Origin of the sequence: Patiriisocius sp. (assembly GCF_051252435.1) — a bacterium.
In the GTDB taxonomy this organism is placed as follows: domain Bacteria; phylum Bacteroidota; class Bacteroidia; order Flavobacteriales; family Flavobacteriaceae; genus Patiriisocius.
The window spans coordinates 52,470-77,078 of the sequence record NZ_JBPOFW010000008.1 but is presented as its reverse complement, the minus strand read 5'-3'; the positions used below and the strand labels follow the sequence as shown (position 1 = coordinate 77,078).

The 24,609-nt window shown below is 37.8% G+C and carries 17 protein-coding genes; all 17 read left to right on the top strand.

Going from position 1 to position 24,609, the window contains the following annotated elements; all coding sequences use genetic code 11:
* The first annotated feature begins 54 nt into the window (after positions 1-54).
* The 17 genes from ACSHW7_RS14590 to ACSHW7_RS14510 all read left to right on the top strand — a co-directional run bounded on the left by ACSHW7_RS14590 (position 55) and on the right by ACSHW7_RS14510 (position 24,585).
* Positions 55-1,218 carry a tyrosine-type recombinase/integrase gene (locus ACSHW7_RS14590; RefSeq protein WP_435680104.1) on the top strand — a complete coding sequence of 388 codons (1,164 nt, stop codon included), beginning with the start codon at positions 55-57 and terminating at the stop codon, positions 1,216-1,218.
* Between the two features lie 262 nt (positions 1,219-1,480).
* On the top strand, positions 1,481-1,762 hold the full coding sequence (locus ACSHW7_RS14585; protein WP_435680103.1) for a helix-turn-helix transcriptional regulator: 282 nt from the start codon (positions 1,481-1,483) through the stop codon (positions 1,760-1,762).
* 202 nt (positions 1,763-1,964) lie between these two features.
* Complete coding sequence (locus tag ACSHW7_RS14580; RefSeq protein ID WP_435680102.1) at positions 1,965-2,870, top strand: hypothetical protein; 906 nt, start codon at positions 1,965-1,967, stop codon at positions 2,868-2,870.
* Between the two features lie 225 nt (positions 2,871-3,095).
* Positions 3,096-6,605 carry a hypothetical protein gene (locus ACSHW7_RS14575; RefSeq protein WP_435680101.1) on the top strand — a complete coding sequence of 1,170 codons (3,510 nt, stop codon included), beginning with the start codon at positions 3,096-3,098 and terminating at the stop codon, positions 6,603-6,605.
* A complete protein-coding gene (locus ACSHW7_RS14570) occupies positions 6,602-8,632 on the top strand; it encodes a hypothetical protein (protein ID WP_435680100.1) in 2,031 nt (676 codons plus the stop codon). Before ACSHW7_RS14575 ends, ACSHW7_RS14570 begins: the two co-directional genes overlap by 4 nt.
* 95 nt (positions 8,633-8,727) lie before the next feature.
* Positions 8,728-9,972: a YecA family protein gene (locus tag ACSHW7_RS14565; RefSeq protein WP_435680099.1), complete on the top strand. Its 1,245-nt coding sequence runs from the start codon at positions 8,728-8,730 to the stop codon at positions 9,970-9,972.
* Between the two features lie 103 nt (positions 9,973-10,075).
* Complete coding sequence (locus ACSHW7_RS14560; protein WP_435680098.1) at positions 10,076-10,495, top strand: HYC_CC_PP family protein; 420 nt, start codon at positions 10,076-10,078, stop codon at positions 10,493-10,495.
* Positions 10,496-10,603: 108 nt separating this feature from the next.
* Positions 10,604-14,356, top strand: coding sequence for an efflux RND transporter permease subunit (locus tag ACSHW7_RS14555; protein ID WP_435680097.1), 3,753 nt, complete (start codon positions 10,604-10,606; stop codon positions 14,354-14,356).
* Positions 14,353-15,570 carry a TolC family protein gene (locus ACSHW7_RS14550; protein ID WP_435680096.1) on the top strand — a complete coding sequence of 406 codons (1,218 nt, stop codon included), beginning with the start codon at positions 14,353-14,355 and terminating at the stop codon, positions 15,568-15,570. Before ACSHW7_RS14555 ends, ACSHW7_RS14550 begins: the two co-directional genes overlap by 4 nt.
* Positions 15,571-15,572: 2 nt before the next feature.
* Entirely contained in the window at positions 15,573-16,139 is a 567-nt protein-coding gene (locus tag ACSHW7_RS14545; protein WP_435680095.1) for a response regulator transcription factor, read from the top strand.
* A 70-nt stretch (positions 16,140-16,209) separates the two neighbouring features.
* Entirely contained in the window at positions 16,210-18,624 is a 2,415-nt protein-coding gene (locus tag ACSHW7_RS14540) for a multicopper oxidase domain-containing protein (RefSeq protein WP_435680094.1), read from the top strand.
* 30 nt (positions 18,625-18,654) lie between these two features.
* Entirely contained in the window at positions 18,655-19,245 is a 591-nt protein-coding gene (locus ACSHW7_RS14535; protein ID WP_435680093.1) for a DUF3347 domain-containing protein, read from the top strand.
* Entirely contained in the window at positions 19,246-19,695 is a 450-nt protein-coding gene (locus ACSHW7_RS14530) for a heme-binding domain-containing protein (protein ID WP_435680092.1), read from the top strand.
* Positions 19,696-19,776: 81 nt separating this feature from the next.
* Complete coding sequence (locus tag ACSHW7_RS14525) at positions 19,777-21,006, top strand: permease (protein ID WP_435680091.1); 1,230 nt, start codon at positions 19,777-19,779, stop codon at positions 21,004-21,006.
* Positions 21,006-21,377, top strand: a complete 372-nt coding sequence (locus ACSHW7_RS14520; protein WP_435680090.1) for a DUF6010 family protein — start codon at positions 21,006-21,008, stop codon at positions 21,375-21,377. The genes ACSHW7_RS14525 and ACSHW7_RS14520 overlap by 1 nt, the downstream gene beginning before the upstream one ends.
* Positions 21,374-22,087 (top strand): acetolactate decarboxylase, encoded by a 714-nt coding sequence (locus ACSHW7_RS14515; RefSeq protein WP_435680089.1) that lies wholly within the window; start codon positions 21,374-21,376, stop codon positions 22,085-22,087. The genes ACSHW7_RS14520 and ACSHW7_RS14515 overlap by 4 nt, the downstream gene beginning before the upstream one ends.
* Positions 22,084-24,585 carry a heavy metal translocating P-type ATPase gene (locus ACSHW7_RS14510; RefSeq protein ID WP_435680088.1) on the top strand — a complete coding sequence of 834 codons (2,502 nt, stop codon included), beginning with the start codon at positions 22,084-22,086 and terminating at the stop codon, positions 24,583-24,585. Before ACSHW7_RS14515 ends, ACSHW7_RS14510 begins: the two co-directional genes overlap by 4 nt.
* The last annotated feature ends 24 nt before the right edge of the window (positions 24,586-24,609 follow it).

The following is a 24,609-nucleotide window of genomic DNA, read 5'->3' as shown; positions in this document are numbered from 1 at the left end:
AATTTACACCTCGAAATTATTTTTTACACCTGAGGTGTAAAAATTACACCTGTTATGAAAATCCATCTAAGAAAGAAGAAATTAAAAAGTGGAAAAACGAGCCTCTATATCGAATACTATAAAGGTCATAAAACTACTACCGAGGGAAAGATAAAGCATATCCGAGAATTTGAGTACTTAGAGCTTTATCTTATTACTATTCCTAATACAGCTTCTGAAAGAAAGAAAAACAAAGAACAGCTTGAGTTGGCACAACAAATATTAGCTATCCGTAAAGCCGAAGTCTATCAGGGTAAATATAAAATTCAGAATAATTCAAGAGGAAGGACAAGTTTTATAGAGTTCTACAACCTTAAAAAGGAAGAACGTTATCAAACAAAGGGTAACTACGATAATTGGGATGCAGCACAGAAACACATCGAAAGATATTGCCCTTACACCACTACGTTTAATGACATTAATATTGATTTTATAAAAGGGTTTAAAAAACACCTTGATACTGTTGCCGTAACTAAGAGCGAGAAAAACTTATCTCAAAATACGAAGCATACCTATTTCAATAAATTTAAGGCGTGTATGCGAGCTGCATTTGAAGAAGGCTATTTGAAAGAAAATCTTATTGTTAAAGTTAAAGGGTTTGCAATGGGTGAATCCAAAAGAGAATATCTAACTTCAGATGAATTAAAAAGCCTTGCAAAAACACCTTGCAAGATTAAAGTTTTCAAACAAGCCTTTCTATTTTCTGCATTAACAGGCATAAGATGGTCGGATATTCATAAGCTAACGTGGTCTGAAGTTAGGGACGAAGGAATTGACAATTCTGGTAATGAAATTTTCCGTATAGTCTTTAAACAGAAAAAGACCGAGGGTATGGAATATCTATATATCTCTAAACAAGCCAGAGAATTGTTAGGCGAACGTTCTGACCCAAAAGATAGGGTTTTCACTAACTTGCGTTATAGTGCGCATATGAATCTTCAACTACTGCGATGGTGTATGTTTGCTGGTATAACCAAGCATATTACTTTTCATTCTGCTCGCCACACTAACGCAGTATTATTACTCGAAAATGGGGCGGACATCTATACAGTCTCAAAACGCTTAGGGCATAAGGAAATAAGGACTACTGAAATCTATGCCAAAATAATTGACAAGAAAATGAAAGAAGCGGCAAATTTAGTCCCGACGTTGGAATTAAACATTTTAGAAACTGCTTAATTGTTAATAACTCAGAATCTTGGATTTCCAGCTCAAATATATATAATGTCAAGTTGAACTATTTATGATTCAATTTTATAATGGCAATAAAATTTAAACTCATTTAATCGTAAATGAAGTTAAGTATCTGTACTTGTGATTATTGTGAATAAGTAACAATACTTTCAATCTTATTTTAGACTCGTTATTTATACCTTTAATTCAAGAATTATACTGAGAAAAATATATACTCTATAGAGTTTTGCACAGCGAAAAAATTAGGATGGAAAGTATCACAATTCAAGAAAAACTCGATAGAATCGAGAGTTTATTATTAGGTACAAAACAGGTACTTACTTTGGAAGAGGCTTGTAATTACACGGGTATTTCTCGAAGTTATTTGTACAAGTTAACCTCGGCTGGAATCGTTCCTCACAGCAAACCAAATGGTAAATTGATATTTTTTGATATCAATCGTCTAAATGAATGGCTGCTTCAAAATAATCGTAAATCGAAGGCTGAAATCAAAGACGAGGCTTTGGATTACGTATTAAAAAAAGGATAGGTCCTTCCAGAAAGACAGCTATCGATTAAGTCCATAAATTACTTCCACATAAACGAATTTCATCCACAAAGATGCCGATGATGCATTGGATAGCGTGGTCAATTTTTAGGCAAAATGTTTACCAGCTGTGAACATCTTCCTTAGTAATTTTAACATTTTAGATTTTCATTCTTATACCTTTGCAAGCTAATATTTTAGGTGTATGGTTTTAAAGGTCAAATGGATAGATTTCCAAAATAAAATTGAAGAATACAAGGTTAATGGCGAAGCTCTGATTGATAAATATAAATCTTCAAGAACTGAAGAAAATTTAGAAAGCCTAAAGGAAGAAAAACAACGTTGGGAAAGCGACGTAATTGACTACGTAAAAACTTCCTTTGAACCTGAACACACAAACTTTAGATATGAATTCAAAGCCCAGCGAGGTTATAATACTGGCTTCAAATTAGGTATTGACCAAAGGATTAAAAACATAATTCAAGCCCTTAAGGATGAAATCAATGGTCTTCACTACTACTTAAAAATGCTATTCATTTCAGATGCAATAATAAGAGCTGAGGAAATTAATTTAGAAGAACGCAAGAAACTTGACACCGAGGGTAGACTTGACCTCATTCTTAACAAACTCTATGACCTTTATGATGACAGATTATATCATTCTATCAAATGGATACTTGAAGGCAATGGCGTAAAATTGAACAATCACGGCGAAGATTGGGATTATGCCAAAATGCTCGAAAACAGAAATTTTATTGATACTATTACTACTAAAGACACAGGTGCCAGACTTACATTAGAAGGTAAGTATGCGATAGAACAGTCAAGAAAAGCGCAAGTTACAGACTACACGAAAATTAGTAGCTCTGACGAAGAACTAAAGGAACTGATTAAAAAAGTGCTCTCAGAAATTGAAAAATTAGGTTATGGCCAGCAAATCATCTTTGATGAATTTGATGAGCTACGAGAGGATATTCCAAACCTTGACAAAAAATCATTTGGACAACTTCTCAAAGCTAAATTATATGATTTAGTAACTCAAAAAGCATTCGACAAAGTGCTCGCCAGCGAAATATTCAAAGAATTTACTGGTCAGATATTACCATTTTAACCTATGGGATTCTTAGATTTTGTCTACTTATCTTTATCTGAAATTCAATTTATTTCAATGATTACTTTATTCTTTTCGCAACCATTCTTATTCAAATACCCTCAAAATTTATTATAATTGTTGAACGAATTCAAATAAGGTAAAACTTTTTAGCGGTAATAATTTCTGGCTTCGTAAGAAGCTTTTTTTATGTCTTGAATTCAATGATTAAATACCCTGAAATCAATGATTGAAATTTTAAATAACCATTGCAATGCAGAAAACGGATTACTGCTATTTGACCCACCTACAGGCTCAGGTAAAACGTATAATGTCTTAAAATGGATTTTCGAGAATTATAAGGACTACTGTAAAGAAGGACGCAAAATATTCTTTGTAACCAACCTTAAAAAGAATCTACCAATTGACGACTTGAGAAACGACTTTTTTGTAAAAAACAAAAAGGCTAATGACTTTGATAAACACGTTCTTTTTTTAGATTCCAATTCTGGTTTTGTACTAAAGAACTTTGATAAAGTCAAAGATGAAATACCGGAATATTTTATAAAATTAAGTGCCTATTGGGATTTGAAAAACCAAGTTGAATTGATAAACCGATATGAAGGTACAGGAAGCTTTAAGGATATTCTTAAAAAAGCTAAAAATGAATTGCGAACTAAGCAAGAGCGTGAGTTTAGACGACGGATAGAGATTTATCTCAAGGAAAATTACCCTAATAAAAGGGAACGATTAAAAGCCATTAAGACAGATAAGTCCTTGCAATGGGTTGGCAAACTTTATCCTTCGGTATTTTCTTCAGAACGGAAAATTTTCTTTTTGAGTATAGATAAATTTTATGCCCAAAATAGTACGATAGTAGAGCCATCTTACCATTTTTCCAACAATGACATTACCAAGGATGCCATTGTTTTTATAGACGAAATTGATGCATCCAAGGACAGTATTTTAAAGAACATCATTAAGCGTGGCAAAAAACAGAAAATAGATTATATACATCTGTTTAACGAAATTTACTGGGCACTATCCAATAACAAGTTACCGCAGGATTTCATAGAGCATTCCATAAAGAGACAGCAACTTATTGATGAAGGCTATAAATATCTTCCTTTAGAGAATATTGAAGAAGAACTAAAGAAAAAGGCAGAAGAAATCGTAGATAAATTCAGTATCAGCTACAGTTTTAAAACAACTGAAGCTGCTGGATTATCAAGAGAACGAAACCTACTTTTTCACGACTTTCATTATCATTCTGTATATCGAAATAATAAGAAATATATTGAAATAGATTCAAGCGAGAGCAAAAAAATGAATCATCTCAATTTCACAGATGATAAGCCTAATGATCGGAATAAAAATGTAGTAACACTTCTTAATCAAATTAAAGGTTTCGTTTCTTATTTCAAGGGTGCTGTAAAAAGTCTTGCTGACAATTACCAACAAACTGTAAACGAACGCAGAAAGGCAACAGATTCTGAATATGGTTATGATTTGGCTCTCAGCTCTGTATTAGAAGAATTCAGGCTCGAAGGCAGATATAAAATATGGGTAATGGATAGCATCCTATCCGAAAGGGAACGCACCAATCCTAAAGAGAAAAAGAAGAAAGATGAGATATTATACGATTTCAGCATCTACGAGAATGGTTTTAGATACTATGATTTCATAGACGATGAACAACACGAAACTATTACCAAAACTTACATTTATGAGTTTTTCAATACACCTGAAAAATTTCTTTTAAAACTGGCAGAACGTGCAAAGGTTGTGGGTATCTCGGCTACTGCTAAAGTAGAGACGGTTACTGGCAATTTTGACATTGGATATCTTAAAAAACAGTTAGGCGACAAATTTTGTGAGTTATCAGAACAAGATTCTCTTTCCTTAAAATCCTTAGTGGATAAGCAAACTCAGAACTATGAAAAAGTAAGTCTTCATCCTATATGGGTTATCAATACAGAGGCTACCGAAAAAATAAGAAAGGAATTTATTGTGTTGTTTGACAATGATGAGGAAATGGCGGATGACATTATTGGTCAAATCGATAATCCTGACGGTTATGTACAAAGTAGATATCTGAGAATCGCTACTGCCTTCAATTATTTCATTAAAGAAGATGGCATTAACGCAATGCTGTGCTTGTTAAACAAAGAACCAAAACCCTTTGATAGCCAACTCAACAGCACAACTTTAGAACGGATTTTTGACGAACTCATCTTTTTGCACAAAGCCCAAAACAAATTTCTGTCACTCGATGATGATGGCCAATCGTCTTATAAAGTTGCCAATTCTTATCGAATAATCAACAGCGCAGATTTTGAAAATAAAAAAGAGGATTTCACAAACCAACTTCAAAATGGTCAAAAGCTTTTTTTAATATCTATGTACCAAACAATGGGTGCGGGTCAAAATCTTCAATACCTCTCGCCAGATGTGTCCGAGTTAATAGATATTCGTAGCGAAGAATTAGAAACATTTAATACAACAAAGACCGATATCAATGCAATTTACTTAGATAAGCCAACCCATCTCATACAATTGGTCAACAAAAAATTAGATGAAGAAGGTTTTATTAAATATCTGTTTCAGTTAGAATTTCTTTTAGAAGCAGGTAGGATTTCGCTCAGAACACTCAATTTAGAAGTTACCAGAGCATTTAGGAATCTAATGGCATCCATAAATTCAAACGACATTCCCAATAAATCTAATGGTGCGCTTTACAATGACTATAATATTAGACAGCACTATTCAAAATACATCATCCAAGCCATTGGCAGGATATGCCGAACCAACCTGAAGGCAAAGCATATTTATATACTGGCGGATGAAAAATTGAAGAAAGAAATATGCAGTTATGATGTAGATAACAATATTGTACTGAGGGAATTTAAAGCATTGGTTGATTCGTGTCGTGATAATAAACACCAAGATAACGATATGTACCAAGCTTTGGTTAACAAGGCAATCATTGCCAATGGGCGTGCGTTAGACCATATCAGAAAATTTATAAGACCACAATTTGCTTGGCGTAAAAAAGATATTATTGAATGGCAACAACTTAGAGAGCTTTGCCTACGCTTCCCAACGATGACAGAAGAACGTGCCAAAAGCCTTATTCGTGTATTAGATATTTATGTGGAACTTCCGGAAGTTGCCAATACATATACCTACAATCAATCCAACGACTTCCAAAAAATAGATGTTTCATTTAACAACGACAAGGACTTCAGCGTTTCAGCATATTCGGCACGCTTAGAACAACTGATGCTTATTCCAAATGTAAAGGCTCATTTTGAGTCTAATAGTTATGCTACTGATTTTAATAACGGAAAATATATTCTAACACCTGTTGTATTCCATAATATTTATAAAGGTGCATTGGGCGAAGAAATAGGCAAGTTCATTTTAGAAGAACACCTGAAAATCGAATTGGAAGAATTATCAAAAGAACACTATGAAAGATTTGATTTTAAAGTGAAAGATAAGGACGTCTATATAGACTTTAAGCATTGGCAAGAATACACCTCATTCGATGCATTAACAACAAAAGAAAAAATCCTAAAGAAACTTGACGGAATGAATGGCGATAGAATTATTGTCATAAATATTCTGGCGGTAAGTGATTATCAACCTATTGAAACCTTAGATGGACGAATCATAGAAATTGCCAATCTTTTTGATGTTGAGAGAAAAGATTTTAACCAAGATGCCATTGAAAAAATAATGCGAAACGTATGAACAAAGTAACCATAAACCGAATTGCACCAACAATTAATTTTCAAAATATCATTGAAGACTTCGTAGTCGTTCAGTTTACACAATCAGATGGCTATATAAAATTTGGTGCGCAATTTATAGATGAGTTCTCGCAAAATGTGATGGCCAAAGCTGTTGTTTTTGAAAATGGCAGTTCTTTATATACGCTTTTCGCGAAAGCGGAATTTGCAAATATTGATTTACGTAGAGTGTTGGATGAAGGAACCGAAATGGATAGATTACACTACAGGGTATTAGATATTGAGCAATTGCAAAATGTTCCACAACATCTTTTAGTCCAACTTCTTATCAATAGCCTGAATGCACCGAAAAGTCAGCGATTACAGTTTAACAACTTGACTGGTAAATTATTTCTTTTCAAGGAATCTCTTTTCGAGAAAAGGAAATTTGGAAGCAGTAAGTTGCTTACTAAAATCCCAGCGATAGAAGTAAAAGTCAACAAAGATTTACAATTACAGTTAAAAACGACAACATTCACGAGCCTGTTGCTTTTGTCACGACTTAAATTTGAGAGAAAACAACTTAAAGAATATGCTAAATACACTTACGTTCACGCTACAAAGTCAATGAGACGTATTCTAAAGTCTGAAAATCTCGATGCAAAAGACGTGTTCATCATCAAACAAGAGCAAGGTAAAAAAACCGTGATTCCGTTTATGGATTTTAGCGATTTGGATTCTTTTTCGGAAAGTAAAATGGGACAACTGTCATTAATTTCTGAAAAAATACAATCCAAGTTATCCAACTATATTCAGCTTTCATTTGAAGGCAAAGAAACTGCAAAGGCAATTAGGCTCAAAGGCAATGGACAGGATGACATCAATACAATTCTTGCCAAAGAAAAGCTGAAATTGAACATTATCAACAGCCTTGAGGAAGAAGGTATTGATTATGCTGAAACACTTCAGGAAAAGCTCAAATCCTTGTTCCCGCAAAACGTAGTTTCCATTTCAAATAATTACAAACCAAATGCTTTAAACATAAAGCTTTTACACAATAAAGTATACTATGAGAATAACGGTACTAAAGATTCTTATAGCAATACTGATGGTGTAGTTCAGCATATCACAATCGAAGATTTTAACTTTAAAAGCCAAAGCGCCGTGAAAGCCATAGTGAAAGAGCTTTTGATAAAACGAGATGTTCATCTTAATCAAGTCTCTTTGGTTGATTGGGCAAACTATAATTATCAATCAAATCAAATTTTCGGTATAAGCCGAAATGATTTATATTATTTCCTAACCATTGCACCAAATGGCTCGATGTCTTTTGAAAGGAAAGAACCATCGCTTTTCAACCAGTCAGAGTTTGATGATTTAATCACAATTTTTAGTGACGATAAATCTGTAGAGGGCATCATTAAAAATGATAAAGGCGATATAAATGTAATTAGACGTTCCGACCTATTCACTTTGCCAGAGTTTCAAAACATCTATAAAAAACTATTATCTGAAGATAAAGATGAAGAATTCAATGTAGAAGACCTTTTAATATGGCTTTCAGAAATAGATATTGAGCCATCCCAGAATAGGCATTTCGGCGACATCATCAAAGAATATTCGAAGGACACAATTTCAAAATCTGAAATTCTTCGACTGATTGACCATCGGTCTGTAAAAAAGAAATTGGCCAAACAAATAGAGGATAAAACTGGCAAGGTTCTTAAAGTTTATATGAGAGACCAATCCAAATACGAACTAATGGATAGCAACCTTGATATCCATTCCTATTCCGAAAACGGAAAGTTGCACTATTACGTAGGAACTATTGGCGATGGGATGCGCTCAAAAATTGGACGTGCATCGGTAATTCGTGAAATATCCGCATTTGCAGAGGCACCTATCTTTTTCGATAAAATACTGCCATTAATGAATGTAGATTTTGTGAGATATGGCGATTTAACCGTGATACCATTTCCTTTTAAATACCTAAGGGAATGGTCGCTACGAGACAATAGAGAGAAGAACGTTCAAAACATAAGTAGATAAAACGTAATGGTTATTAATGTGTATTTTACATACCTAAGTAATGTAGTTTTGAAAGATTATAATTACCTAAGACACTTCAATTTAAAACTACAATTATGTCAATCCCAATAGTATTAGATAAGTCAACATTTCAAGGACTTAATTATGAAGATATAATAGAACTTCATAAATACTACATTGTTAACATAACACCCTTGTTGGTTTCAGAAATTCTTGGCGACCTTGCCAAAGAAGAAAAAGAGGGTAAGAAAACACCTAAAGAACAAGTTACCAATTTAGCGAAAAAGATGTTCCCATATAATGCATATGTTAATATGGATTATAAAATTTTGATTGTAAAATCTCTGACAGGCGAATTTACGACAGCAGATAACCGTCCTTTCTTAAGCGCCGAAAAGTCTATAAATACACCCACAAAGAAAGGAATGACATTTGTAGAAACACCCGAAGAATTATCCATTAAACGCTGGAAAAAAGGCGAATTTGATACAATGGATGAAATCATTGCTGATGTATGGCGAACAGAATCCAAGGATGAAGATGTGGTAAAAACATTCAAAACAAAATTTGACCATCTTAGGGACATCAAAATAAAAGACCACAAACCTTCAAATGAAGAGAAGTTTTTGGCATTAAAAGAGCGATTACAGGAACGACTCTATGTTGAACTTGAACCAGAAGAGACATTGAATCTCGTAACAGATTATTTTGAAATCAACCCAGACTTAAAAGAGTCTATTCAAGCTCGATGGAAAAACGAGTCACATCCAGATTTACATAGTCTTGCCAATTATGCTATGTATTGTTACGAAGTTGTCTGCCTCTACTTCATTGGTATAAATAATTCGTTGTGTGGGGAACGGTTGACAAACCTCTTGGATTTAGAATATTTGTTCTATGTCCCTTTTGCAAGAGTGTTTAGTACGAATGACAAATTTTTAAAGAACCTTTTCTTCGCTGTACAGCCAGCTGATACATTTTTTATCACATTGCCAGAATTAAAAAATGATTTCAAAAAATTTAAGGCTGTAAATAAAGATGGGGAACTATTTGATGAGCCACCTATTAAAGATTCTGAAACGTATCGTATATGGGACAACGTTTTTGATATGGAACTTACTCGAAGACTAAAACCTTCTGCTGAAGAACTAAAACGAAAAGAAGCTGAAATGGAAGAAATCCTAAAAATTGCGGAAACTGGTAAAGAAGGAAAATTTAAAGGGGAAGCTGATTTTATGGTAAAAGAAACATTTATGTCCCCAAATGACCCTTGCCCCTGTAAAAGTGGAAAAGCATTAAAAGATTGTCATTTTCCACAAGCCAAGAATAACATAAAATAAATCTTAAACGGATACTCAATCACATTAGACATTTAAGTTATTGAACAAATTAAATTTCTGTTAATCCCAATAAAAACTGTTAAAATTTTGTAATTTTGCAACAATGAAGCAAGTGTTCCATAAAATATTATCCATTTCGATGGCTTTCGTAGTGATGTTCTCTACAATGTCATTTACTGTGGATATGCACTATTGTGGGGAAAACTTGGTCGATTTCAGTTTATTTTCAAAAGCTGAAGGTTGCGGAATGGAAAAAGCGCAACCCGTAAAAAGTTGTGAGAATCCTAAAATGACTGAAAAGTCGTGTTGTACTGACCAGCAAATTGTCAAGGAAGGCAAAGACGACCTTAAAATATCTTTTGACACACTTTCATTCGAGCAGCAAACGTTCATCGCTGCTTTCACCTATTCTTATATTAACCTTTTTGAAGGAACCGAATCTGAAGAAGTTCCTTTTGAAGATTACCCGCGACCCTTTGTCAAACGGGATGTGCAAGTGCTGCACCAGACTTTCTTAATTTGATTTATTAGATTTTTAGAATGAAGCCCAACAGCTACGCTGCCGTGGGCTAAAACTCGTGTTTGCCATTTTATGCAACACGCAATTCCAATTATCTAATAATCAAATGCTATGCTGAATAAGAGCATTAAATTTCTCATAGAAAACAAACTTGTTGCAGTTCTATTACTCGCCCTATTTGTGGGTTGGGGCGTGGTGAACGCACCCTTCAATTGGGAAACTGGCTTTTTGCCTACAGACCCAGTTGCCGTAGATGCCATACCTGATATTGGTGAGAACCAGCAGATTGTTTTTACCAAGTGGCAAGGGCGTTCGCCACAGGATATTGAAGACCAAATCACATATCCGCTTACCACTTCCCTTCTCGGTATTCCGGGCGTGAAAACCATTCGTAGTTCTTCTATGTTTGGATTTTCCAGCATCTACATCATCTTTGAAGAAGACATTGAGTTCTACTGGTCACGCAGTCGCATACTCGAAAAACTGAACTCACTTCCTGCAAACCTCTTGCCCGATGGTGTCAATCCGTCTCTTGGGCCAGATGCCACAGGACTCGGACAGATATTTTGGTACACGCTGGAAGGTCGTGATAAAGATGGCAATGTAACTGGTGGTTGGGATTTACAGGAATTGCGTAGCATACAGGATTACTATGTGAAATACGGGCTATCCTCTGCAAGTGGTGTTTCTGAAGTAGCATCCATAGGTGGTTATGTTCAGGAATATCAAGTGGATATCGACCCAGAAAAAATGCGCCAGTACAATGTAAGTATGGGCGATGTGGTCAAAGCCGTAAAGCAAAGCAATCAAGATATAGGCGCACAAACGCTCGAAATCAATCAAGCCGAATATCTCGTGCGCGGATTAGGTTACGTAAAGTCTATCGCAGATATTGAAAGTGCTGTTGTAGATTCTGAAAATTTCACTTCCATCCGTATCAAAGATGTGGCTAATGTTCATTTAGGGCCAGCGACAAGACGTGGTATTCTGGATAAGGAAGGTGCCGAAGTCGTAGGTGGTGTTGTAGTCGCTCGCTATGGTGCAAACCCGTTGGAAGTTATCAATAATGTGAAGGCACAAATTGCCGAAATCAGCTCTGGACTTCCTACAAAAACTTTGGCAGATGGTCGCACTTCGCAAGTGACCATCGTACCATTTTACGACCGTACAGAACTCATTGAAGAAACGTTAGACACGCTCAACGAAGCACTCACGCTGGAAATTCTCATAACCATTCTTGTCATTATCATAATGGTGTTCAATCTGCGTGCATCCATTCTCATTTCAGGATTGTTGCCCGTAGCCGTTTTGATGGTTTTTATCACGATGAAGCTCTTTAATGTAGATGCAAACATCGTCGCACTTTCTGGTATTGCCATTGCAATCGGCACAATGGTGGACGTGGGCGTAATACTCGCCGAAAATATGATACGGCATTTGGAAGATGAAAAGTTACGCCTTAATGAAAACGGTAAGGAATACAGCACAAACGAAATTATCTACAATGCAACTGCTGAAGTTTCTGGTGCTATCCTAACCGCAGTTTTAACAACAATAATCAGTTTCCTGCCCGTATTCACGATGATTGGTGCCGAAGGAAAACTGTTCCGTCCGCTTGCCTTTACTAAAACAATGGCACTCACGGCATCGCTCGTCATTGCGCTGTTTATTATTCCACCCATCGCGGCATTCCTTTTCCGCAAGACGAGTGTACGAGAACGCACCCAATATGCCATCAATGGCGCACTTGTTTTATTGGGAATTCTCGCTATCGTTTATGGCTATTGGCTGGGACTAATTCTTATCGCCTTTGCCATCACATCATTTTTAAAGATGCGTGGCACGCTTTCGCGAAAGCGTAAAAACCTAATCGACATTATCATTTCATCGGTTGCCATCGTATTCTTGCTCGCGACCTACTGGCGACCATTGGGCTTTGACCGAAGCATAGTGATGAACCTGATATTCGTTTCCATTATCTGTTTTGGACTGCTCGGTGTATTCTCAATTTTCAGGATATACTACGGGCGTATTCTGCGATGGGCACTTCAAAACCGATATCTATTCTTAATCGTTCCGGCTACGGTGCTCACGCTCGGTATTCTCATAATGCGAAATACGGGCAAAGAGTTTATGCCAGCACTCAATGAAGGCTCGTTCCTGTTGATGCCTACTTCTTTACCACACGCAGGTGTTGAAGAAAACAAGCGTGTACTACAACAGCTCGATATGGCCGTGGCAAGTATTCCTGAAATTGAAACCGTAGTGGGAAAAGCTGGAAGGACAGAAAGCGCTCTTGACCCAGCACCACTCTCGATGTATGAAAATGTGATTCAGTATAAATCTGAATATATGCGAAATAGCTCTGGCAAGCGACAACGCTATAAGGTTAATGGCGATGGATTGTTTGTGCTGAAGAACAGTAAATTCATCATCAACCCAAATAATGAGATAGATGAGAATGCCAACTATGCTGAAGCATCGCTCAAGACTATTGCCACAAGCAATGATTTGATAGAAGATGAAGATGGCGAATACTACCGAAACTGGCGACCAGAAATGAGCAGTCCAGATGATATTTGGAACGAGATTGTACGAGTTACGAAGTTGCCTGGCGTGACATCAGCACCCAAGTTGCAACCCATCGAAACCCGATTGGTAATGCTACAAACGGGAATGCGAGCACCAATGGGCATCAAGGTAAAAGGTCCCGATTTAAAGTCGATAGAAAACTTTGGACTTCAACTGGAAGACATCCTAAAAAAAGCCGAAGGCGTTAAAGAACAAGCCGTCTTTGCAGACCGAATCGTGGGTAAACCATACTTGCTCATCGATATTAAGCGAGACCAACTGGCACGTTACGGCATATCTATAATGGATGTGCAGGAAATTCTTCAAGTGGCAGTTGGTGGTATGCCACTCACACAAACTGTGGAAGGTCGTGAACGCTATGCCGTTCGGGTTCGTTATCCACGAGAGTTACGGGCAAATCCAGACGACTTACGTAATATCTATGTTCCCGTTGAAAAAGGAAGTCCCGTACCGCTGGGCGAATTTGTTGAAATTCGATATGAGCAAGGACCACAGGTCATTAAAAGTGAAGATACTTTTCTAATTGGCTATGTGCTGTTTGATAAACTCGATGGCTTTGCCGAAGTAGATGTGGTGGAAAATGCTCAAGCCTTAATCCAAGATAACATAGACAACGGTACGCTGGTCGTACCCCAAGGTGTGAGCTATCGTTTTACGGGAACTTATGAAAATCAGTTGCGAGCAGAAAAAACCTTATCGGTTGTCGTACCACTTTGTTTACTGGTTATTTTCTTGATTTTGTATTTCCAGTTTAGGTCAGTTTCCACATCACTTATGGTATTTACCGCCATTGCCGTAGCCTTTGCAGGTGGTTTCATAATGATTTGGTTGTATGGGCAAGATTGGTTTTTCAATTTCAGCTTTTTTGGCGAGAATCTACGGGACTTGTTCAATATGAAAACCATCAATTTAAGTGTGGCCGTTTGGGTAGGTTTTATTGCCCTTTTCGGTATTGCTACGGATGATGGTGTGGTAATGGCCACCTATTTAGACCAATCTTTTAAAAGCAATGACCCAGATTCTCAAAAAGGTATAAGGCTTGCCACTTTAGAAGCGGCTGGAAAACGCATCCGTCCGTGTTTGATGACAACCGTAACCACAGTTTTGGCACTACTACCAGTACTCACATCCACAGGAAAGGGAAGCGATATAATGATACCGATGGCGATACCCATTTTTGGCGGAATGATAATCGATGTTACGTCCTATTTCCTACTGCCAGTCTTATACAGCTGGAAAAAGGAATACCAACTTAAAAGAGCAAACAGATGAAGAAATTAAAATATATACTGGTGTTTTTGTTTGTTTCCGCTTTCGCGAAAGCGCAACAATTACAATCCTACATTCAGGAAGCCGAAGCCAACAATTCAGAAATTCAAGCCTTTGAATTACGATACAACATCGCCGAAGAAAAGGTAAACGAAGCCAATTGGATTCCAAATACCGAAGTAAGTGCCGGCTACTTTGTGAGCGAGCCTGAAACCAGAGTGGGCGCACAGCGTGCACGAATAGGCGTAAAACAGATGTTACCGTGGTTTGGAACCATAACCGCTCGTGAAAATTATGCAACCGCAATGGCAGATGCCGAATATGTGGAAATCACAATAGCAAAACGCAAACTCGCACTTTCGGTCGCACAATCCTATTACCGATTGTATGCCATACGTGCCAAACAAGCCGTACTGGATGAAAACATAATACTACTGGAAACCTATGAGCGACTTGCACTCACATCTGTAGAAGTGGGCAAAGCGAGTGCAGTAGATGTATTGCGACTTCAGATAAGACAGAACGAGTTACAGCAACAAAAGGAAGTGCTGGAAGAAGAATTTACAGCAGAACAAACGGCTTTCAACAACTTGCTTAATCGTGATACAATGATGACTGTTGACGTCGTTCCAGAAATGGAAATTCCGCAGGAAGACCCATTTTATAACAATGAAGCGCTGACGCTAAATCCGGAACTACTCAAATACGACAAGCTCTATGAATCTGTGGCTCAATCTGAATTACTTAACCAGCGTGAGAGTTTGCCTATGATTGGTTTTGGTGTGGACTACTTGCCCGTAACCGAACGTAGCGATGTCAACTTCAGCGATAATGGGAAAGACGTTCTGATGCCTATGGTATCGGTTTCCATCCCCATTTTCAACAACCGTTATAAATCTATTTCAAGGCAAAACGAACTTCGACGGCAAGAAATAGAAACACAACGGGAACAGCGATTAAATGTGTTGGAATCCGCTTTCGCGAAAGCGCAATCGCAACGCAACCAAGCACGCATCGCTTACAATACACAAGCCCGTAACCTAAAACAAGCCCAAGATGCCGAAGAAATTCTGGTCAAAAATTACGAGACAGGCACTATTGATTTTAATGACGTGCTGGATATTCAAGAATTGCAGTTAAAATTTCAAATGAATCAAATTGAGTCGGTAAAAGGGTACTATGTGCAATCGGCCATTATTAACTATTTAATTAACTAATTATGGTCAAAGATTTTTACATAAAAAATATGGTTTGTGATAGATGTATCAAGGTCTTAAAAGATGAACTGGATAATCAAAATATCGAACTTTTACAAATCGAATTGGGCCGTATGCGACTCGATATCGAGAGCGACGATGAAATCGAAAAATTAAAAAAACTGCTTGAGAGTAATGGTTTTTCCCTTATTGGCAGTACCGAAGAAAAACTCACAGAGCAAGTCAAGGTAGAACTGATAAAAGCATTGCAAGAATTGCCTTTAGAACTCAATGAGAAATTATCCGTGCATTTGGCAGACGCATTAGGCCAAGAATACTCAAAAATCTCTAAGGTATTCTCTTTTACCGAAGGAATTACCATTGAAAAGTATTTCATCAAATTGAAAATTGAAAAGGTTAAAGAATTGATTCAAGGCAAGGAACTCAATTTTACTGAAATGGGACAACTTCTGGGTTATAGCCATATCAATCATTTGAGCGGTCAGTTTAAAAATCAGACGGGAATGAGCCTGACAGCTTATAAATCCCAACAGAAAAATTTTAGGAATTCCTTGGACAAAATTATGTAGATAACAACCATAATTATGACACAAGCTGTTGATTTACAGCGGTAATTTTATCAAAATAAAATTAAATACTATGAAATATAAAATCACATTACTTCTAACAATGCTCATCGCTTTTGGTGCAAAAGCTCAATTGGTAGCGAACGAGACTGAAGAAAATGTTGACAACTGGCCAGAACGAGTTTATGACCTAACCATCGATTATAAAACCGTAAACTTTACTGGTAAGGATGTTCAGGCGATGACAATTAATCGCGGCATACCTGGACCCAATCTTGAGTTCAATGAAGGCGAGTTTGCCATTATAAATGTGACCAATAATATGGATGTGGAAACATCTGTCCATTGGCACGGTTTAATCCTACCAAATTTCTATGATGGTGTTCCATATCTAACAACGCCACCTATTAATCCCGGCGAAACCCAACAGTACAAATTTGCATTAAAACAATCTGGAACGTATTGGTATCACTCGCATACTGGTCTGCAAGAGCAACGTGGTGTATATGGTTCCATCCAAATCAACCCAAAAGAAACTGATTTAGAATATGATAAAGATTTAGTGTTTGTACTATCAGATTGGATAGATGAAAGTCCTAAATCCCAACTTAAAAATCTAAAACGTGGTAACGAATGGTACTTGATTAAAAAAGGTCAGGTTCAAAGTCTTGATAAATTAATTGCACAAGGTGCGGTAGGTGCCAAGTTAAAGATGGCTTGGCAGCGTATGCCGGATATGGCAATTTCAGATAATTATTTTGACAAGTTTTTTATCAATGGTAGTGCTTCAGAGGATTACCCAGATTTTCAGCCTGGCGAACGTGTGAGACTTCGATTTGTAAACGCAGCCGCAGCGTCCTATTTCTGGCTCACATTTGGTGGCGAAGATCCGATGCTCGTATCTGCCGATGGGCTGGATGTCGTTCCAGTACCGCATAACAAAACCTTGATAGGTGTTGCTGAAACCTACGATTTTATAGTGACGATTCCAGAAAATGGAAAACTGCAAGTGCGCGCCACGGCACAGGATGGTTCTGGCGAAGCTTCGGCATTTATAGGTACTGGAAATGTATTGGAAGCACCTGTAGTTCAAGAGCCCAATCTTATCAAGAATATGAAGCAAATGATGTCTATGGGAATGAAAATGGGCGCACCTGCCTCAAAATTCAATCCCTCTAACAACGATTCCATTCAAGTAATGGAAAAGTATAAGATGGAAATGGGCGGTATGCAAATGGATGGTATGTCTATGAAAGATAAAAAGATGGAAATGGATGGAATGGCGATGGATTCTACCAAAATGGCTCACGCTAAAATGGATATGAAAGACGACAAAATGAAGATGTCTAAGACCGAAATGAAGATGAACAAAGGCAAGGCCAATATGGAAATGAATGGCGATATGAAAATGGACGGGATGAAGATGGGCTATATGGTTCCAAAGGATAAAGTCGTAGGTGATAATATGAAAACAGGCGGTAATCCAGAATTCAATTACAACTATTTACGGTCGCCTGAAAAGACCGTATTTGAAAACGATAAGCCTGTAAAGGAAATGCTGTTCAACCTTACTGGAAATATGAACCGTTACGTCTGGTCTATCAACGGTGTTCCACTTTCAGAAACCGATAAAATTAAAATCAAACAAGGCGAAGTCGTGCGTGTTACGCTCAATAATCTCACGATGATGCACCACCCAATGCACTTACACGGTCACTTCTTTAGAGTATTGAATGAGAACGGCGAGTATTCGCCACTAAAGCATACAGTAAACGTGGCGCCAATGCAGAAAGTTGTATTTGAGTTTGCTGCTGATGAAACCGGTGATTGGTTTTTTCATTGTCACATCCTTTATCATATGATGAGCGGGATGGCAAGGGTTTTTAGTTATGATACACCTCGTGACCAGCGTCTAAATGATTATCCACTTACCAACCTTACTAATGAAGCAGACCACATATTTACTTGGGGCGAAATCACGGCTGCAAGTCATATGACCGAGCTATACGCTACCGCAACAAATATTAGAAATCAATTTGCCTTAAGGGGCGAATATGGCTGGAACAAAAATCTGGAAGCAGAGTTCACATATGAGCGCTATCTCAATGATTACTTCCGTGTATTTGGTGGTGTAAACGTAGAGAATGAAGGCGAAGATAGCCTTGAAGAAATAAACACGACCGCCATTGCTGGTGTACGATGGTTAATGCCATTGCTCATTAATTCAGATTTCAGAATAGATAGCAAACTGCGTCCGCAGGTAAGTTTCAGTACTGGCTTTATGATTTTCCCACGATTGGGAATTTACGGCGAGTATGAATACCAGATGGATTTTGGCTGGGACGGCAAGTTACCCGAAGGTCAGGACTTTAAAGAAGAAACCACGTGGCAAGTTGGACTGGAATATGTACTTAGCAGAAATTTCTCGTTAATGGGAAGTTACGACAACCGCTTTGGCGCTGGTGGCGGACTGTCATTAAGATTTTAGAACAATTATTAACTTAAATAAATAACAAAAATGAAAACAGTAAAAAGAACAATAGGAATGATGGCACTTGCTGCCACAATGGTACTAACGGTTTCCTGCAAAGATGGAAACAAGAACGAACCGGCTGCACCTATGAGTAATGAGATGCAGCAAGAGTCTATGGATGACAAAGACGATATGGCGATGAGTGACAACCAAGATGCAAAAGCAGAAGCAATCCTGAATGATTATTTCAACTTAAAAGATGCGCTTGTAGGCGATGACAATGAAAAGGCAAAAGAATTAGGAAGCACTTTGGCTCAATCTCTCAAGTCCTTTGATGCTTCAAACTATTCTGATGATGAAAAATCCGAATTAAATGACATTATCGAAGATGCTACAGAACACGCAGAGCATATTTCAGAAAGTGACATCAAGCACCAGCGTGAGCACTTTAAGATTTTGAGCAAAGATGTGACTGATATGGTTGCCATAACAGGTACACAAGCGAAACTGTACGAGCAATTTTGCCCAATGTATGACGGCGGTACAGCGTGGTTAAGCAAAGAAGAAAATGTTTTGAACCCTTACTACGGAAGCCAAATGTTGAGATGCGGAAAGGTTCAACGAGAAATCAACTAATTGAAGTTTCTTAAAATCATAGCGTGGATTGCCCTTGTGGCGTTGGTAGTGATTCAGTTCTTTCCAGTAACCCTGAACGAGAGCGATTCCATACCACAAAGTGATTTTATGATAGTAAATCAAGTACCTGCAACTATTAATAATCAGTTGCAGGTTTCCTGCTATGATTGCCATAGTAACAATACAGATTATCCGTGGTACAGTAAGATACAGCCTGCCGCTTGGTATCTGGAAGACCACATCAAGGAAGGAAAGGATGAACTAAATTTTAATGAATGGGACACCTATTCCAGCCGTAGGAAAAACAGCAAGCTGCGTTCCATTATAAAGCAGATAGAAAGTGGCGAAATGCCGTTGGAAAGTTACACACTCATACACGGTGGCGCACGATTGGACAGTACAGCTGTAAAAAAAATTATAGGTTATATGGAAAGCCTACAAAAAGATTAAGTCCTGATACGGGAAAGTGATTTTTCATCGATGGTTGGTTAGTTAGAACCTTTCTCGTATTAGGCACAAATAATTGTAGAGATGGATAAATTTTTAGAACAATGGGGCGAAGCCGCATACACGACTACCGGATTTTTCTGGATGGCGTTGTGGGCATTTATTTTGGGCTACATCATCAGTAGTATGATACAGGTTTTTGTAACCGAAAAACGGATGCAGAAAACAATGGGCGAAAATGAAAAGAAGAGTGTACTTCTTGGAACTTTTTTTGGATTTATTAGTAGCTCGTGCAGCTTTGCCGCACTTGCTTCTACCAAGTCCATTTTTAAGAAAGGTGCCAGCTTTGTTTCATCTATCGCTTTCTTACTGGCATCTACAAATCTTGTCATCGAGCTTGGTATAATCATTTCCATTTTCTTGGGATGGCAGTTTGTAGTGGGCGAATATGTGGGCGGTATTTTGCTCATTCTCATTTGCTGGATTTTGATACGCCTTATCAACCCGAAAAAACTCATCGAGAAAGCCCGTAAAAATCTTGAAAGCGAAGGCGACGATGAAGAGATGGATGATTCCACCGATTGGAAAAAACAAATACAGCAAGAATCGAGCTGGGCAAAAGTAGCCAAGAAATACAAGATGGAATGGCAGATGGTCTGGAAGGACGTTACCGTAGGTTTTACCATCGCAGGTATCGTCGCGGCTTTTGTACCTGATTCATTTTTTCAAACGCTATTTATCAATAGTGGTAAGGGTAATACAGATTTTACGTTTCTTGAAATATTGGAACATATAGTCGTAGGTCCAATTGCTGCATTCTTAACCTTTATAGGCTCGATGGGTAACATCCCATTGGCAGCTTTGTTATTTGGTAAAGGTGTGAGTTTTGCAGGTGTAATGGCATTTATTTTTAGTGATTTGGTGGTTTTTCCGGTATTACGTATCAACGCAAAATACTATGGCTGGAAAATGTCATTTTTCATTGTATTCCTATTATTCACAGCACTAATAGGTACGGCACTTGCCCTTCATTATAGTTTTGAATTACTGAACATATTGCCAGATCCGTCACAGGTTACCATTCAGGATAAAGAACATTTTAAATTGGATTATACCTTTTACTTGAATATCGCTTTCCTTGCCATTTCAGGATATCTCATTTATCTGGGATTTTTCAAGAAAAAAGATGTAAAACATTCAATGAGCGAGATGGCGCCAAAAAGTCCATTGCTTGAAACCATTTTAAAGTATGTCGCTATCGCTTGCTATATATGGTTGGCAGGTGGATTAATCACTAAATTTTTTATCAACTAATGCAAATTTTAATCGGCGTCATATCAGCAGCATTGATTATCGGTGTTTTGGAATTGTTCAAATTTCAGAAGCTGTATAGCGGTGCACTCATTCTAACTGCCATCGCATTTATTTATGTTGGCTTTGCAGGTGCTAATTATTGGGCCTTAGGTGTAGAGAGCGTACAGGCGATTGCCTTTTTGCTTATTTCATATTATGCAATCACAAAAAAACCGCTGCTAATTGTCTGGGGTTTGGGATTGCACGCAATTTGGGATTTGGCACATTTACTCATCGATTTTCAAATAGAATTACCGCCGCATTACGAGCTTATCTGTATCGTGGTGGATATAATTCTGGCAATATATTTCTACTTAAAATTAAAAAAATGAAACATAGCTCAATATTTATCTTACTAACTGTAATCTTTCTTTCTGCTTGTAAAGAGCAAGAATATAAAGGTTCGGTTTATCATTCTGGCGCATTAAAAACAATGATGTCTGGGGATTTGAGTACCACAGTTTCATTGGATTCACTTAAACAGAAGCCACATTTATATGCGCTGGGTGCAGTAGAAAATCTTAAAGGGGAAATTCAAATTTTTGATGGGCAACCATTGAACTCAATAGTAATTGATAATTCAATTAAAATAGACCAATCTTTTAAAACAAATGCGTCTTTGCTGGTTTGGTCTCAAGTAGAGGATTGGGAAGAAGTAATGATTCCATCTTCTTTAAAAAATTTGGAAGCCTTAGAAAAATTCATTCGAGAGCAAGCAGATTTAAAAGGTATTGAGCTTGAAAAACCATTTCCTTTTAAAATAGAAGGAAAGGTCGAAAGTTTAAATTGGCACGTTATCGATTGGCCGCAAGGCGATAAAACTCACACACATAAAAAACACAAAGAGGCTGGCCTTAATGGTTTAATAGCAGAACAGCCTGTTGAAATTATTGGATTTTATTCTGAAGCGCACAAAACTATTTTCACTCATCATTCAAGCTTTGTTCATATGCACTTCAAAACCAATGATGCATCTCTCGCAGGACACGTGGATGAACTATTAATAGGAAACGAAATGATTTTAAAACTACCTGAAAAATGAAACACACCTATCATATACACGGAATGACCTGTAACGGTTGCCGAAGCCACGTTGAACAGACACTATCTAAAGTCGAAGGTGTAACAAATGCAATTGTCAATCTCGAAAAGGCCGAAGCGACCATAGAAATGGAATCCCATATTCCTATCGATAAATTTCAAGAAGCGCTGAAAGCTGATGGTGGACGGTACAGCATCCATAAAAATGGGGAACATCATAAAACTCACGATGAGAAGAAAGTTGAGAAACCCAAAGGAAAAGGTACAGGAACATTCTATTGCCCGATGCATTGTGAAGGCGACAAGACTTACAACAAGCCTGGCGATTGTCCTGTTTGCGGAATGGATTTGGTTGAAGAAGTTAATCTTTCTGCAACCACATCAGAGCAATGGACGTGTCCTATGCACCCCGAAGTCATAAAAGACGAGTTTGGTAGTTGTCCTATATGCGGTATGGATTTGGTGCCTATGGAACCTGATCTGTCCGCAGAGGAAAAGAGCTATAAAAAACTACTTAAGAAATTCTGGATTGCCGTAGCCTTTACATTGCCCATTTTTATAATTGCAATGAGCGAGATGATTCCTAACAATCCTTTGTACGATGTTTTAGAGCTAAAATACTGGAACTGGATTCAGTTTGCACTTTCCATTCCTGTGGTTTTCTATGCCACTTGGATGTTCTTTGAACGTGCCTATCGCAGTATCATAACGTGGAACCTTAATATGTTTACGCTCATCGGCATTGGTGCAGGTGTAGCTTGGTTATTTAGTGTGTTCGGGATGCTCGTACCTGACTTTTTCCCTGACCAATTTAAGACTGAAGCGGGTACGGTTCACGTCTATTTTGAAGCGGCCACGGTCATTCTAACTTTGGTACTACTTGGTCAAATGCTTGAAGCTCGTGCTCATAGCAAGACTAATTCAGCGGTCAAGGAACTTTTAAAATTAGTACCTAATAAAGCGGTAAAGGTAGTAGATGGACAAGAACAAGAAGTAGCCATTGATAAAATTGAATTAAATGATATTCTGCGTGTAAAACCTGGCGATAAAATTCCTGTGGATGGTGTAATAACCGATGGTGAAACTTCGATCGACGAATCAATGATTACGGGCGAACCTATTCCCGTAAACAAATCAGTAGATGATAAAGTAAGTAGCGGAACAATCAATGGTAACCAATCCTTTTTGATGAAAGCCGAAAAGGTAGGCTCTGATACGCTTCTTTCACAAATTATACAGATGGTCAATGATGCCAGTCGTAGCCGTGCGCCAATTCAGAAATTAGCAGATACCGTTTCAGGATATTTCGTGCCTGTCGTTGTCATAATCGCTGCCATAACATTCGGTGTTTGGGCAATTTGGGGACCAGAACCCGCCTATGTTTATGCCTTGGTCAATGCAATCGCCGTATTGATTATCGCCTGTCCGTGTGCTTTGGGACTTGCTACACCAATGTCAGTAATGGTGGGTGTCGGCAAAGGCGCACAAAATGGTGTACTAATCAAGAATGCCGAAGCACTCGAAAAAATGGACAAGGTTGATACCCTAATCGTTGATAAAACTGGAACTATTACCGAAGGAAAACCTACAGTTGAAAAAGTGGGTTCTTTTGATGAAAGCTTTCGCGAAAGCGAAGTGCTACAATACATTGTATCCCTTAATAGCCAAAGTGAACATCCTTTGGCGGAAGCAACGGTAAAATATGGAAAAGAACAAAGCGCAGAATTTTTAAAAGCTGATAGTTTTAGTGCGGTTACTGGAAAAGGTGTTGAAGGGAAAGTGAACGGAAAAGAAGTGGCTTTAGGAAATGCCAAAATGATGGAACAGGCGAATGCTACACTTACTCAAGTGATGGAAAACGAAGCGCAATCTTATCAAAAGCAAGGTAAGACGGTTTCCTATCTCGCCATTGATGGTAAAATTTCTGGTTACGTGGTCATAGGTGATAAAATAAAGGAAACGAGCGCAAAAGCTATCAAGGATTTGCAGGATAAGGGAATTGCAGTCATAATGCTTACGGGCGACAATCACGACACCGCCAAAGCTGTTGCAGATGAACTGAACCTTGCAGATTTTCAAGCAAGTATGCTACCAGAAAATAAGTTGCAAGAAGTCGAAAAATTACAAGAGCAAGGTAAAGTGGTTGCAATGGCAGGTGATGGTATTAATGACGCACCTGCATTGGCTAAAAGCGATGTAGGTATCGCAATGGGCACGGGAACGGATGTTGCTATCGAGAGTGCTGCCATTACCTTAGTTAAGGGGGATTTGCACGGTATTGTAAAGGCACGTAATCTTAGTCACGTAGTAATGCGCAATATTAAGCAAAACCTCTTTTTTGCACTTATTTATAACACATTAGGAATACCGATTGCGGCAGGACTGCTGTACCCCTTTTTCGGAATACTCTTATCGCCAATGATTGCGGCTTTGGCAATGAGCTTCAGCTCAGTATCAGTAATTGCCAATGCACTTAGACTGCGAACAAAGTCAATTTAATAACTAATTATAAAACCAAAAATT

Coding starts and splice junctions, on each gene's coding strand:
- ACSHW7_RS14585 (WP_435680103.1), top strand. CDS start 1,481: ATGGAAAGTATCACAATTCAAGAAAAACTCGATAGAATCGAGAGTTTA.
- ACSHW7_RS14510 (WP_435680088.1), top strand. CDS start 22,084: ATGAAACACACCTATCATATACACGGAATGACCTGTAACGGTTGCCGA.
- ACSHW7_RS14580 (WP_435680102.1), top strand. CDS start 1,965: ATGGTTTTAAAGGTCAAATGGATAGATTTCCAAAATAAAATTGAAGAA.
- ACSHW7_RS14535 (WP_435680093.1), top strand. CDS start 18,655: ATGAAAACAGTAAAAAGAACAATAGGAATGATGGCACTTGCTGCCACA.
- ACSHW7_RS14555 (WP_435680097.1), top strand. CDS start 10,604: ATGCTGAATAAGAGCATTAAATTTCTCATAGAAAACAAACTTGTTGCA.
- ACSHW7_RS14575 (WP_435680101.1), top strand. CDS start 3,096: ATGATTGAAATTTTAAATAACCATTGCAATGCAGAAAACGGATTACTG.
- ACSHW7_RS14565 (WP_435680099.1), top strand. CDS start 8,728: ATGTCAATCCCAATAGTATTAGATAAGTCAACATTTCAAGGACTTAAT.
- ACSHW7_RS14540 (WP_435680094.1), top strand. CDS start 16,210: ATGAAATATAAAATCACATTACTTCTAACAATGCTCATCGCTTTTGGT.
- ACSHW7_RS14560 (WP_435680098.1), top strand. CDS start 10,076: ATGAAGCAAGTGTTCCATAAAATATTATCCATTTCGATGGCTTTCGTA.
- ACSHW7_RS14590 (WP_435680104.1), top strand. CDS start 55: ATGAAAATCCATCTAAGAAAGAAGAAATTAAAAAGTGGAAAAACGAGC.
- ACSHW7_RS14545 (WP_435680095.1), top strand. CDS start 15,573: ATGGTCAAAGATTTTTACATAAAAAATATGGTTTGTGATAGATGTATC.
- ACSHW7_RS14550 (WP_435680096.1), top strand. CDS start 14,353: ATGAAGAAATTAAAATATATACTGGTGTTTTTGTTTGTTTCCGCTTTC.
- ACSHW7_RS14570 (WP_435680100.1), top strand. CDS start 6,602: ATGAACAAAGTAACCATAAACCGAATTGCACCAACAATTAATTTTCAA.
- ACSHW7_RS14520 (WP_435680090.1), top strand. CDS start 21,006: ATGCAAATTTTAATCGGCGTCATATCAGCAGCATTGATTATCGGTGTT.
- ACSHW7_RS14525 (WP_435680091.1), top strand. CDS start 19,777: ATGGATAAATTTTTAGAACAATGGGGCGAAGCCGCATACACGACTACC.
- ACSHW7_RS14515 (WP_435680089.1), top strand. CDS start 21,374: ATGAAACATAGCTCAATATTTATCTTACTAACTGTAATCTTTCTTTCT.